This is a genomic window from Streptomyces cavernae, assembly GCF_004023625.1.
GTDB classification, from domain to species: domain Bacteria; phylum Actinomycetota; class Actinomycetes; order Streptomycetales; family Streptomycetaceae; genus Streptomyces; species Streptomyces cavernae.
Genome location: NZ_ML137712.1, coordinates 217,949 through 230,755 on the forward strand (window position 1 = coordinate 217,949; position 12,807 = coordinate 230,755).

At 72.3% G+C, this 12,807-nt stretch carries 11 protein-coding genes, 2 rRNA genes and 1 pseudogene; 2 read left to right on the forward strand and 12 right to left on the reverse strand.

What is annotated here, in order from left to right:
• Positions 1-15: 15 nt before the first annotated feature.
• The 4 genes from recN to EF387_RS07000 all read right to left on the reverse strand — a co-directional run bounded on the left by recN (position 16) and on the right by EF387_RS07000 (position 4,156).
• Complete coding sequence (gene recN, locus EF387_RS06985) at positions 16-1,758, reverse strand: DNA repair protein RecN (RefSeq protein ID WP_202918163.1); 1,743 nt, start codon at positions 1,756-1,758, stop codon at positions 16-18.
• 334 nt (positions 1,759-2,092) lie between these two features.
• A complete protein-coding gene (locus tag EF387_RS06990) occupies positions 2,093-2,998 on the reverse strand; it encodes an NAD kinase (protein ID WP_128375605.1) in 906 nt (301 codons plus the stop codon).
• A complete protein-coding gene (locus tag EF387_RS06995; protein ID WP_128375606.1) occupies positions 2,995-3,810 on the reverse strand; it encodes a TlyA family RNA methyltransferase in 816 nt (271 codons plus the stop codon). Before EF387_RS06995 ends, EF387_RS06990 begins: the two co-directional genes overlap by 4 nt.
• 7 nt (positions 3,811-3,817) lie before the next feature.
• The gene (locus tag EF387_RS07000; RefSeq protein WP_128375607.1) at positions 3,818-4,156 is read right to left on the reverse strand and encodes a hypothetical protein; all 339 of its coding nucleotides are present in this window, start codon (positions 4,154-4,156) and stop codon (positions 3,818-3,820) included.
• Between the two features lie 42 nt (positions 4,157-4,198).
• On the opposite strand from EF387_RS07000, the gene EF387_RS07005 reads away from it, so the two are divergent.
• Positions 4,199-4,546: an SCP2 sterol-binding domain-containing protein gene (locus EF387_RS07005; protein WP_128375608.1), complete on the forward strand. Its 348-nt coding sequence runs from the start codon at positions 4,199-4,201 to the stop codon at positions 4,544-4,546.
• Here EF387_RS07005 and EF387_RS07010 read toward each other — a convergent pair.
• From EF387_RS07010 to EF387_RS07025, 4 genes are all read right to left on the reverse strand, one after another.
• Entirely contained in the window at positions 4,530-5,510 is a 981-nt protein-coding gene (locus EF387_RS07010; protein ID WP_238431367.1) for an ABC transporter ATP-binding protein, read from the reverse strand. The two genes, EF387_RS07005 and EF387_RS07010, sit on opposite strands and share 17 nt — an antisense overlap.
• Positions 5,507-6,541 carry a FecCD family ABC transporter permease gene (locus EF387_RS07015; RefSeq protein WP_128375609.1) on the reverse strand — a complete coding sequence of 345 codons (1,035 nt, stop codon included), beginning with the start codon at positions 6,539-6,541 and terminating at the stop codon, positions 5,507-5,509. The genes EF387_RS07010 and EF387_RS07015 overlap by 4 nt, the downstream gene beginning before the upstream one ends.
• A gap of 17 nt (positions 6,542-6,558) precedes the next feature.
• Positions 6,559-7,602 carry a FecCD family ABC transporter permease gene (locus EF387_RS07020; protein WP_128375610.1) on the reverse strand — a complete coding sequence of 348 codons (1,044 nt, stop codon included), beginning with the start codon at positions 7,600-7,602 and terminating at the stop codon, positions 6,559-6,561.
• A 152-nt stretch (positions 7,603-7,754) separates the two neighbouring features.
• Positions 7,755-8,783: an HAD hydrolase-like protein gene (locus EF387_RS07025; RefSeq protein WP_128375611.1), complete on the reverse strand. Its 1,029-nt coding sequence runs from the start codon at positions 8,781-8,783 to the stop codon at positions 7,755-7,757.
• 73 nt (positions 8,784-8,856) lie between these two features.
• Here EF387_RS07025 and EF387_RS07030 point away from each other — a divergent pair, with 73 nt between their 5' ends.
• Entirely contained in the window at positions 8,857-10,143 is a 1,287-nt protein-coding gene (locus tag EF387_RS07030) for a DUF1015 domain-containing protein (RefSeq protein WP_128375612.1), read from the forward strand.
• 93 nt (positions 10,144-10,236) lie between these two features.
• Here EF387_RS07030 and EF387_RS49380 read toward each other — a convergent pair whose 3' ends face one another.
• The 4 genes and pseudogenes from EF387_RS49380 to EF387_RS07045 form a co-directional block, all read right to left on the reverse strand.
• Positions 10,237-11,103: a tetratricopeptide repeat protein gene (locus tag EF387_RS49380; RefSeq protein ID WP_202918165.1), complete on the reverse strand. Its 867-nt coding sequence runs from the start codon at positions 11,101-11,103 to the stop codon at positions 10,237-10,239.
• Between the two features lie 147 nt (positions 11,104-11,250).
• Positions 11,251-11,937, reverse strand: a pseudogene (locus EF387_RS50400) (hypothetical protein); the annotation flags it as partial.
• Between the two features lie 542 nt (positions 11,938-12,479).
• Positions 12,480-12,596: ribosomal RNA gene (gene rrf, locus EF387_RS07040) — 5S ribosomal RNA — on the reverse strand.
• A gap of 105 nt (positions 12,597-12,701) precedes the next feature.
• A 23S ribosomal RNA gene (locus EF387_RS07045) occupies positions 12,702-12,807 on the reverse strand; the annotation flags it as partial.

Consider the following 12,807-nt stretch of genomic DNA (forward strand, 5'->3'; position numbering starts at 1 on the left):
TCGGCGGCGGTGGGGCTACGCGTCCGAGCGGGCCGCTGCCAGGAGTTCCTCCGCGTGGGCCCGAGCCGTCTCGGAGTCCTCCTGTCCCGCCAGCATGCGGGACAGCTCCCGCACCCGGGCCTCGCCCTCCAGTACCTTCACCCCGGACCGCGTCACCGACCCGTCGTTCCGCTTCTCCACCAGCAACTGCCGGTCGGCGAACGCTGCCACCTGCGGCAGATGCGTGACGACCACGACCTGCGCGCTCTTCGCGAGCTTGGCCAGCCGTCGGCCGATCTCGACCGCGGCCTTCCCGCCCACCCCGGCGTCGACCTCGTCGAAGAGGTACGTCGGCACGGGATCGGTGCCTGCGAAGACGACCTCCACCGCGAGCATCACCCGCGACAGCTCGCCACCGGACGCGCCCTTGGCGATGGGTCGCGGCGGCGCGCCCGGGTGCGGGGCCAGGAGCAGCTCGACCTCGTCGACCCCGGCGGGCCCGTAGGCGACTCTGCGGCCGTCCACCTCGACGCCCTCCGGGTCCTCGGTCTGCCGGATGGCGAACGACACGCGCGCGTGGGGCATGGCGAGCGAGGCGAGTTCGGCGGTGACGGCGGCGGCGAACCGCTCGGCGGCCTCCGTCCGGGCGTCCGTCAACGCCTGGGCGAGCCCGCCGAGTTCGGCCCGCAGGGCGTCCCGTTCGGCGGTGAGCTCCGTGATCCGCTCGTCGTCGCCGTCGAGTTCGGTCAGCCGGGCGGCGCTCTGTTCGGCCCACGCGAGCACCGCGCCGACGTCTTGCCCGTACTTCCGTGTCAGCGCGGTCAACGCGGCCCGCCGCTCCTCCACGGCGGCCAGCCGCAGCGGGTCCGCGTCCAGGTCGTCGGCGTACCCGGCCAGCTCCCCCGCCACGTCACCGAGCAGGATCCCGATCTCGCCGAGCCGGTCGGCGAGCGAGGCGAGTGCCGTGTCGTGCGAACGCACCGCCTCCAGGGCCCGGTGCGCGCCCGCGACGAGCGTCGCCGCGTCGATGCCCTCCGGATCCTCGGGGTTGCCCGCGAGCGCGGCGTGCGCGACGGTGGCGGCCGACGCGAGGGCTTCCGCGTGGCCGAGCCGCTCGGCTTCCGCGGCCAGCTCCACGTCCTCCCCCGCACGCGGTTCGACGGCCGCGATCTCGTCGAGTCCGTAGCGCAGCATGTCGGCTTCCTGGGCCCGCTCACGCGCGCGCGTGGTGATCTCTTCGAGCTCGACGGAGATGGCCCGCAGCCGCCGGTACGCCTCCGCGTACTTGGCGAGCGGCACGGCGACCGCGTCGCCCGCGTACCGGTCGAGCGCCTGCCGCTGCCGGGAGAGCTTGAGCAGCCCCTGCTGATCGGTCTGCCCGTGGACGGCGACCAGTTCGTCGGCGAGTTCGGCGAGCAGCCCGACGGGGACGGAACGCCCTCCGAGGTGTGCCCGCGAGCGCCCCTCTGCGGAGACGGTACGGCTGATCAGCAGGGCCCCGTCGTCGAGTTCGGCGCCCGCCTCCTCGGCGCGTATGGCGGCCGAGGCGTCGCCGGCCACGGTGATCCGCCCCTCCACGACCGCGTTCTTGGCACCGATCCGTACGAGTGCCGGGTCCGCGCGCCCGCCGAGCAGCAGGCCGAGGCTGGTGACCACCATCGTCTTGCCCGCGCCGGTCTCCCCGGTCACGGCGGTGAAGCCGGGCGACAGCTCGACGACCGCGTCGTCGATGACACCGAGCGACCGTATACGCATCTCCTCCAACACGGACAAGACCATACGAGGTTTCCCTCGTCCGGCGCGACGCCGCCCTGCCCCGTGGACGAACCCACAGGTCGGCCCGTTGCCCGGTGTCACCCTCAGGAGCCACGCCGATTGACCTCGGCAGCCCTCTGCGGCATCGTCCCGGCGGCGACTCCGCCCCGAATCCACCCCTGTGATCCGCGCACGCGACGCGCACGCCAACGCGCACGCCGAGCAGTCGCGCCACTCCCGAACTGCTGCGGGCCCGGGCCCGGCCGGGGCCTGGGCCCCGAGGACGCCCTCCCGCGAGGCAACCGGCAGCCGCGGAGGTGTTCCACGAGCGGCTGCGGGCCGCCTTTGGACAGCGCGCCTAGTGCCGCGCCCCCCGCCAGCCCGACACCGGCAGCGCGAACTTCGCGACCAGGCGGTCCGTGAACGACGCGTGGTGGAGGCGGGCCAGCCTGACCGGGACCGCGCCGCGGCGGACCTCGACCCGGGCGCCGGGCGGCAGTTCGATGGTGCGGCGGCCGTCGCACCACAGCACCCCGGGCGGGATGTGCGGCAGCACCTCCACGGCCAGCACCGAGTTCGGCGAGGTGACCAGCGGCTTGGCGAACAGGGCGTGCGCGCTGATCGGCACCATGAGCAGCGCCTCGACCTCCGGCCAGACCACGGGACCGCCGGCCGAGAAGGCGTACGCCGTGGACCCGGTCGGGGTCGACAGCACGATGCCGTCGCAGCCGAAGCCGGTGACGGGCCGCCCGTCGATCTCGAGGATGACCTCCAGCAGCCGCTCGGCGGTGGCCTTCTGCACGGCGGCCTCGTTGAGCGCCCAGTCGGTGTGCACGACGTCGCCGTTGCGATGCACCACGACGTCGACGGTCATGCGCTCCTCGACCTCGTAGGCCTTCGTGACCACGCGGTCGACGACCTTGTCGAGGTCGTCGCGTTCGGCCTCGGCGAGGAAGCCGACGCTGCCGAGGTTGACGCCGAGCATCGGTACCCCGGAGGCTCGGGCGAACTCGGCGCCGCGCAGCAGGGTGCCGTCGCCGCCGAGCACGATCAGCAGCTCACAGCCGTCGAGGCACTCGGGGGTGGCCTCCCTGACGAGCTCCACCTCGGGCGGCAGCGGCACCTCGGCCGCCTCCGCCTCCAGGACCCGTACGCCGAGACCGGCGCGGATCAGCCCCTGCACGACCAGCTCGGCGCTGCGGATGGCCGCGGGCCGCCCGGTGTGGGCGAGCAGGAAAACAGTACGAGCTCCGGTCTCGGTCAACGCGGCCCCTCCGCCACTGCACGGTCGACGTCGGCCGGGTCGAGTTCGGGCGCCCCGGACCGCAGCCACAGAAAGTATTCGACATTGCCCGACGGGCCCGGCAGCGGGCTCGCGGTGACCCCGCGCACTCCCAGACCCAGTTCCCCCGCGCGCCTGGCCACCGAGCGGACCGCCTCGGCCCGCAGTTCGGCGCTGCGCACCACCCCTCCGCTGCCGAGGCGTTCCTTGCCCACCTCGAACTGCGGCTTGACCATCATCACCAGGTCGGCGTCGGGCGCCGCACACCGCACGAGGGCGGGCAGCACCAGGCCGAGCGGGATGAAGGACAAATCCCCCACGACAAGATCCACGGGCTCTCCATCGATCGCCTCCAACGTCAATTCGCGTACGTTCGTACGGTCCTTGACGGTGACGCGTTCATCGCTTCGGAGAGACCACGCGAGTTGTCCGTAGCCGACGTCCACGGCGATGACGTGCGCCGCTCCCGCGCGCAGCAGGACGTCGGTGAAGCCACCGGTGGACGCGCCGGCGTCCAGCGCGCGCCGCCCCTCCACCTTCAGTCCGAGCGGTACGAAGACGTCGAGGGCACCGGCCAGCTTGTGACCGCCGCGGGAGACGTACTCGGGGTCACTGTCGTCCTGCGCGACGACGATCGCGGCGGCGGTCTCCACCTGGGTGGCGGGCTTGGTCGCGAGGGTCTTGCCGACGGTGACCCGCCCGGCGGCGATCAGCTGGCTCGCGTGCTCGCGCGAGCGGGCGAGCTTCCGGCGGACCAGCTCGGCGTCGAGGCGGCGGCGTGCCACTCCTGCCACGTTCGGTTCAGCTCCTGTGTGCGTACGGGGACGGGGAGGGGGGCGCCGGGGGTCCCGGGCGGGCGTCGAGCGCGGTGAGCGCGTCGCGCAGCCCCCCGTGTACATCCTCGTACACCTCCAGATGGCCGTCGGTGGCGAGGTGATCCGCATCACCCAGCCGTTCGAGCTGGGCGTCGACCTCGGGGTTGCCGGTGGGGGTGCGGACGACACCGAGCGGCGCCGGAGCGGCGGGGTCGTAGGCGTCCTCGGGCTCCAGCGCGGGCTCCGGCTCGGCCTCGGGTGCGGGCTCGAAGGCCTCCGGTTCGGGTGCGAAGACCTCCGGGGCGGGCTCGAATGAGTCGCTCATGCCCCGACGCTACCGCGAAGCGCTGGGGTACCGTCGATCGCGATGGCGACGATCGAGGAGTGCCGGGCGGCACTCGACAAACTCTCCGACAACCTGGCGGACGCGGACGGTGACGTACGCAGCGCGGCGGCGCTGGACCGTTCGCTGAGCTGCCGTATCACCGACCTGGACATCACCTTCACCGGCCGGCTGCAAGGCGGCCGGATCGAGGTGCTGGACACGCACCCCGGCCCGCCCGTGGAGAAGGCCGAGATCCGGCTCGCGATGACCGGCGACGACCTGGTCGCGATGGTCGACGGCGAGCTGAACTTCGCCAAGGCCTGGGCCTCGGGCCGGGTGAAGCTCGAGGCCGGCCTGCGCGACCTGTTCCGTCTCAGGAGCCTTCTTTAGCGGCAGCTTTGGCCGCCGCGCCGACCGCATCGCCGGCCTCGATCCCGCTCGAGTTGACCGATTCATCTGATTCGGCTGATTCGGCCGATTCAGCCGCGTCAGTCCCGCCGGCCGGTTCCGCCGCGCCGGTCGCCCCCGATCCGCGCGCCGCGCCGGCGCGTGCCTTCCGTGCCGCCGGCACCACCAGCGGAGTCCCCGTCTCCGGATCGTCGATCACCTGGCAGCGCAGCCCGAAGGCCTCCTCCACCAGCTCCGCCGTGACGATGTCTCCGGGCGCGCCCTCGGCGATCACCTTCCCGTCGCGCATCGCGATCAGATGGGTGGCGTACCGGGCCGCGTGGTTGAGGTCGTGCAGGACGGCGACCAGTGTCCGCCCCTGTTCCTCGTGGAGTTCGGCACACAGGTCGAGCACGTCGATCTGGTGCTGGATGTCCAGATAGGTGGTCGGCTCGTCGAGCAGCAGCAGCGGAGTCTGCTGGGCGAGCGCCATGGCGATCCAGACGCGCTGACGCTGACCGCCGGAGAGTTCGTCGACATAACGGTCCGCCAGCTCGGCGACGCCCGTCGACTCCATCGACTCCCGCACCACCCGCTCGTCCTCGGCCGACCACTGCCTGAGCAGTCCCTGGTGCGGATAGCGGCCGCGGCCGACCAGGTCCCCGACCGTGATCCCGTCGGGCGCGATCGACGACTGCGGCAGCAGCCCGAGCGTCCGGGCCACCTTCTTCGCCGGCATCGACTGGATGACCTGCCCGTCGAGCAGCACCCGCCCCTCGGACGGCTTAAGCATCCGGGACAGCGCGCGCAGCAGCGTGGACTTGCCGCACGCGTTCGGGCCGACGATCACGGTGAAGGAGTTGTCGGGTATCTCCACCGACAACTGCTCGGCGATGACGCGCTGGTCGTAGGCGAGGGTGACGTTCTCGGCGGACAGGCGGTTCACAGTGCTCCTTTTGTCGTTCATATCCGTCCGGCCCTGCGCTCCATGACCAGCAGCCACAGCAGATAGACCCCACCGAGGATCCCGGTCACCACTCCCACGGGCAACTGATCCGCGCCGAAAGCCCGTTGGGACGCCCAGTCCGCAACGATCAGCAGGGTGGCGCCCATGCACAGCGACGGCACCAGATTGGGCCCGGGCGACCGGGTCAGCCGGCGCGCGAGCTGCGGCGCGGTGAGCGCCACAAAGCCGACCGGGCCCGCGGCGGCGGTGGCCGACGCGGTCAGCAGCACGGCCGCCACCATCAGCAGCAGCCGCACCCGCTCGACCCGCACGCCGAGTGCGTACGACACGTCGTCGCCCATCTCCATCATCCGCAGCGCCCGCGCGTTGCCCAGCACCAGCGGCACGAGGACCGCGCTCAGGCCGAGCAGCGGCCAGACCTGGGTCCAGTCGCGCCCGCTCAGGGACCCCGTCATCCATACGACGGCCCGTGCCGCGTCGACGAGGTCGGCCTTGGTGATCAGATAACCGTTGACCGCGGTGACGATCGCGGAGACGCCGACGCCGACCAGGACCAGCCGATAACCGTGCACGCCCCGCTTCCACGCGAGCAGGTAGATGGCGAAGCCGGTCGCCAGACCGCCGGCGAGCGCGCCGACGGTGACCGCGGCGGCGCTTCCGGAGAACAGCACGATCATCACCAGCGCACCGGCCGTGGCGCCCTGCCCGAGGCCGAGGACGTCCGGACTGCCCAGCGGATTGCGGGAGACGGTCTGGAACAGCGCCCCGCCGAGTCCGAGCGCCGCTCCCACCAACAGCCCCACCAGGACACGTGGCAGCCTCAGCTCGCGCACGATGAACTCCTGCCCCGCCTCGCCGTCGCCCAGGAGCGTCTTCAGCACGTCACCGGCGCCGATGGGGAAGTCACCGGTGCCGATGAGGACGATGCTCGCACCGAGCGCGGCCAGCAGCAGTCCGACGACGACCGCGGACGCGCGCACGTCGAGGCGGAGGGAGAGCCCGCCGCGAGTCCGGACGGACCGGGTTCGCATGGCCTTCACAGTGGTCGTCACAGCTGTGCCGTCCTCCCGCGTCGTACCAGGAAGACGAAGACCGGCCCACCGATGACCGCGGTGACGATGCCGACCTGAAGTTCCGCGGGGCGCGCCACGATCCGACCGACGACGTCGGCGCCGAGCAGCAGAACGGGCGACAGGATCGTGGCGTAGGGCAGGATCCAGCGCAGGTCGGGGCCGGTGAAGGAACGTACGACGTGCGGGATCATCAGCCCGACGAAGACGATCGGGCCGCAGGCGGCGGTCGCGGCCCCGGACAGCACGGTGGCCGCGGCCATCGACAGCGCGCGGGTGCGGCCCAGGTTGGCGCCGAGTGCGCGGGCGGTGTCGTCGCCCATCGCCACCGCGTTCAACGGCCGGGCGAGCAGCAGCGCGAGGACCGTGCCGACGCCGAGGAACGGCAACACCTGGGTGATGGTGCTGTCGTTCGCCGACGCCAGTGAACCCACCGTCCAGAAACGCATCTTGCCGAGCGCCGCATCGTCCATGATCATCACCGCCTGGAGATAGCCGTAGAGCGCGGCGCTGATCGCCGTGCCGGCCAGCGCGAGGCGCACCGGGGTCGCGCCACGGCTGCCCCCGAGGAACCACACCACCGCGCCCACAGCGGCCGCTCCGAAGAACGCGAACCACACATAGCCGCTCAGCGAGGTGACGCCGAAGAAGGTGACGGCGGTGACGACGGCGGCCGACGCGCCCGCGTTGATGCCGAGCAGCCCGGGGTCGGCGAGCGGGTTGCGGGTAAGCGCCTGGAGCACCGCCCCCGACAGCCCGAGCGCCGCCCCCGCGAGCAGCCCGAGCACCGTACGGGAGACCCGCTCGCCGACCACGACGTCGCCGTATGTCCCCGACTCCTGGAACAGTCCGTGCCAGACCTGCTCCAGGGACAGCTCCTTCGCCCCGATCGCGATGCTGGCCACCGCGACGAGCGCGAGGACCACAACGGACACGAGAAGACCAAAGGCACGAATCGCTCGGCGGGTTGGGGGCGCGGGGGCGGTCTCCGCGCGCTGTTCGGGAGAACTGTCGACCAACACGCAAGTTAGGTTAGCCTAGCCTCGCATATACGCTCGAATCCATCGCTGAGTCACCGGCGGTCACGCTCCGCTTCGCGGCCCGCGCCGCCACGGCTCGGTTCCGGGAGATGCCGGGCCTTGCCGGTCTCAGGCCGGGCGGCCCGGGCGGGTCCTCAAAGCCCCAGCCGCGCCAGCGCCTTGCCCCCGTCCAGCTCGCACGAGCCGTCCCCGGCAGCCGTCCACGCGGCCGCGCACAGCGCCCTGAGCCCGTCCAGCGTCCCGCCCTGACCTGTCAGTTCCACCCGCTCACCGCCGGCCGTCGCCGTCCAGCCACCGCACCGGAACCCATCGCCCTCCGCGACGACCTCGGGCTGCCCGGTGAGCAGTCCGCGCAGGTCCTGGTCCACGTACGTCGGCCGGTGCTGAGGCGGCGCGGCCAGCAACTGCGCACCGTCCGTCACCCCGGTCAGCACGAGCAGCGAATCCACCTGCCCGTTGAAGGCGCCCTCGATGTCCGTGTCCAGCCGGTCGCCGACGACCAGTGGGCGCCGCGCCCCCGTACGAATCACCGTCTCCCGGTGCATCGGAGGCAGCGGCTTGCCCGCCACCTGCGGCTCCGCGCCCGTGGCGATCCGCACCACCTCCACCGCCGCCCCGTTGCCCGGCGCGATCCCCCGCGCGCTGGGAATCGTCAGATCCGTGTTGGAAGCGAACCACGGCACTCCGCGCGCGACGGCGTAACACGCCTCCGCGAACCGCCCCCACGGCAACTCCGGCCCGCCGTACCCCTGCACGACGGCCACGGGCTCGTCGTCCGCGGAGTCCACCGGCACCAGCCCGCGCTCCCGCAGGGCCACCCGCAGCCCTTCCCCGCCGATCACCAGCACCCGCGCCCCCTGGGGCACCTGATCGCTGATCAGCCGGGCAACGGCCTGCGCCGAGGTGATCACGTCGGCGGCCTCGGCCGGCACCCCCAACTCCGTGAGGTGCGCGGCCACCACGTCGGGCGTCCGCAGTGCGTTGTTCGTCACATACGCGAGGTGCATCCCGCCCGCGCGAGCGGTGCCGAGCGACTCGACGGCGTGCGCGATCGCGTCGCCGCCCGCGTACACCACACCGTCCAGATCGAGCAGCGCCGTGTCGTAGGCCTCGAACAGAGCCTGTTCACTGCCCTCCGGGCGGGTCCGCACGGTCTGGCTCATTCGCTGTCTCTCCTCTTGCCGATCCCTTTCCCCCGATCATCCCTCATGGCACCGACACACTTACGATGCACGAATGAACACCGCAGGTACCGCGCACGTACCGGCACGCATGGGCCTTGATCTGACCCCGTTCCGGGGCTTGCGCTACGACCCGGAACGAGTCGGGAACCTGGCCGATGTGATGTCCCCTCCGTACGATGTGGTCGTACGACCGGACGGCCTGCACCACCTCGAGTCCGCCGACCCGCACAACATCGTCCGGCTGATCCTCCCCCAGGACGGCAGCCCCGCGGCCCGCAGCGAACGGGCGGCCGAGACCCTGGACCGCTGGCTGGCCGAGGGCGTCCTGGCCGCCGACCGCGAGCCGGGCCTCTACGTCTACGAGCAGCACGACGACGGCGTTCTGCAGCGCGGTGTGATCGGTGCGCTCCGGCTGTCGGAGCCGGACGAGGGCGTGGTCCTGCCGCACGAGGACGTCATGCCGCACGTGGTCGCCGACCGCGCGGCCCTGATGCGCGCCACCGACGCCAACCTCGAACCGCTGCTGCTGACCTACCGCGGCGACGGTACCGCCACCGGCGCCACGGCGGTCGTGGAACGCGTGGCGCAGGGCACGCCGCTGCTGTCCACGACCACGGAGGACGGCTTCAGCCACCGGCTGTGGTCCGTCACGGACCCGGCCGACCTGCGCGCCATCCGGTCGTACCTGGCGGGCCACCGGGCGCTGATCGCCGACGGCCACCACCGCTGGGCGACCTACCTGCGGCTGCGCACCGAACACCCCTCCCCCAGCCCTTGGGACTTCGGCCTGGTCCTCCTGGTCGACACGGCCCGCTACCCGCTCCGGGTACGCGCGATCCACCGTCTGCTGCACAACCTCCCGGTGAGCGAGGCGCTGGCCGCGGTCCGGGACACGTTCCGGGTCAGAACCCTCACCGGCTCGCTGGGTGACGCCCTGACGGCCCTCGCCGAGGCGGTCACGGGGTCGAACGCGTTCCTCCTCGCCGGCGACGGCGCCTTCCATCTCGTGGACCGTCCGTCGGCCGACCTCATCGCCCGCACGGTGCCCGCGGACCGCCCCCAGGCCTGGCGCACCCTCGACGCGACGGTCCTGCACGCCACGCTCATCCACCACATCTGGCGTGTCCCGGACGCCCCGGAGCACATCGCGTACATCCACGACACGGAGGCCACGGTCGCCAAGGCGCAACGGGACGGGGGCACCGCGGTCCTGATGCATCCGGTCCGCGAGGAGGTCGTCCGCGAACTCGCCCTGCAGGGCGTGACGATGCCGCGGAAGTCGACGTCCTTCGGCCCGAAGCCGGCGTCGGGGCTGGTGCTCAGGGCGCTCGGCTTCTGACACCGACGCGCGCTTGTGACCCGACGTGCGGGTGGGGCGGGATCCGGCACCGGATCCCGCCCCACCCGCATGCTGTGCACGCGTGGCGTGCCGTCAGTTCTCGAAGCCGTCCTCGAAGCCGTCCTCGTCGACGGGAGCGTCGTGCCCGTCCTCGGTCTCGCCCTCGCCGCCGTCGGACTCGTCGCCTTCGGTCTCGTGGCTGGAATCGCCGTCGCGGCTGTCGTGGACCTGGCCCGCCCGGCTCTCGTCCTCGTCCTCGCGCTCCGCGTCATCGGCGCTCTCGTCGAGGGCGTCGAGGAACGCCACCCCGTCGAGTTCCGCGAGCCGGTCGGAGGCGTCGGTGCTGCCGTCCCGGTCGGCCTCCACGGCCTTGGCGAACCACTCGCGCGCTTCGTCCGCCCGCCCGGCGGCGAGCAGCGCGTCCGCGTACGCGTAGCGCAGCCGGGCCGTCCACGGCTGGAGGGAGTTGGAGGCCAGCTCGGGGCTCTGCAGCGTGACGATGGCGGCGTCGAGCTGATCCATGTCGCGCCGGGCGCCGGCCGCGACGAGTCGCATCTCGACCTGGCCTGCCTTGTCCAGCTTGTGCACCTCGGGCGCCCCGGCCATGTCGAGTGCCTTCTCCGGGCGGCCGAGGCCGCGCTCGCAGTCGGCCATGACGGGCCACAGGTCCACGTTGCCGGTCATCCGCCGGGCGGCCCGGAACTCCGCGAGAGCCTCGCTGTACTTCTGGTTCGCGTACGCGGCGAAGCCCGCCGCCTCGCGCACGGCGGCGACACGGGAGGCCAGCCGCAGGGCGACGCGGGAGTAGTCGTAGGCCTTCTCCGGTTCCTCGTCGAGGAGCCGGGCGACCATCACGAGGTTCTTGGCGACGTCATCGGCGAGCGTCTTGGGCAGGCTCTGCAGCTCCTGCCGTACGTCCTTGTCGATCTCCTCGCCGGTGACCTCCTCCGGGATCGGCAGCCGCTTGATCGGCTCCCGGTCCCGGTCCCTCTCCTCCCGGAACCGCCCGCCGCCACGCCGGTCGTCGCCGCGCCGGTCGCCCCTGCGGTCGTCGCGACGGTCGTCACGCCCTCGGAAGCCGCCGGGACGTCCACCGCGGTCGTCGCGACGGGGGCCGCGCGGACCACGCTCGTCCCGCTCTCGGAAGCCGCCACCGCCGCGGTGGTCGTCACGGCGGCCATAGCCGCCGCGGTCACCGCGCTCGCCACCGTCGCGTCGGAAGCCACCGCGGTCGCGGTTGTCTTCACGACGGTCGTCACGGCGCTCGTCGCGCCGGAAAGCGGGGCGGTCGCCGCCCTCGCGGCGGTCGTCCCTGCGGTCGTCCCTGCGGAACCCGCCGCGGTCGTCCCGCCCGCCGGGGCCTGAGCGCTCGTCGCGCCGGAACGCCGGACGGTCGCCGCCCTCGCGGCGGTCGTCCCTGCGGTCGTCCCTGCGGAACCCGCCGCGGTCGTCCCGCCCGCCGGGGCCGGAGCGCTCGTCGCGCCGGAACGCCGGACGGTCGCCGCCCTCGCGGCGGTCGTCCCTGCGGTCATCGCGACGGAAGCCGCCGCGGTCGCTGTCCCGGCGGAAACCGCCCCGGTCGTCATCGCGACGGAAGCCACCGCGACTGTCGTCACGGCGCCCGTGGCCGCCGCGCTCGCTGTCGCGCCGGTCGTCACGCCGGAACGTGGGGCGGTCGCCGCCCTCACGGCGGAAGTCACGGCGGTCTTCACGGCTGTCGTCGCGGCGGAACCCGCCGTGGTCGCGGTCATCGCGACGGGGTGCGGAGGGCCGCTCGTCGCGCCGGAAGGACGGACGCCCACCACGCTGATCGTCACGGCCACGGAAACCGCCACGGGTGTCGTCACGGCGCCCATAGCCACCGCGGTCACCACTGCCACCGCGGTCACCACTGCCGCCGCGCTCGCCACTACCGCGGCGATCGTCACGGCGGTCATCGCGTCGGTCATCTCGGCGGTCGTCACGCCGGTCATCTCGGCGGTACCCACCGCGGTCGTCGTCGCGCCGGTAGGAGGGACGGTCACCGTCACGCCGGAAGCCTCCGCCGCGGTTGTCGTCCCGGCGGAAACCGCCCCGGTCACCGTCTCGTCGGCCGTAGCCGGCGCGGTCGTTGTCGCGGCGGGGCCCGCCGCGGAAGCCACCGCGGTCACCACTGTCCCTGCGGCGCTGATCGCGCTCCGGTCGATCGTCGGGAGAGTTGGTGGACATGGTGACTCCTGTCTTCGGTACTGCAAGCCATTCTCGCGCATTCGGGACGGGTGCCCGACACGCCTGTGAAAAACGAAAGGACCCCTGGTCCCAGCGTGAACGCTGGGACCAGGGGTCCTCCAAAGATTGTTCGGCGGCGTCCTACTCTCCCACAGGGTCCCCCCTGCAGTACCATCGGCGCTGTAAGGCTTAGCTTCCGGGTTCGGAATGTAACCGGGCGTTTCCCTCACGCTATGGCCACCGAAACCCTATTGGTTTCGAGCGAACAAGCACACTCTTCAGTTAAATGTTCTGCTCAAAGCCGGCAACTGTTCGTTGCCTCAGAACTTACACAGTGGACGCGAGCAACTGAGGACAAGCCCTCGGCCTATTAGTACCGGTCAACTCCACACGTTACCGTGCTTCCATATCCGGCCTATCAACCCAGTCGTCTACTGGGAGCCTTACCCCATCAAG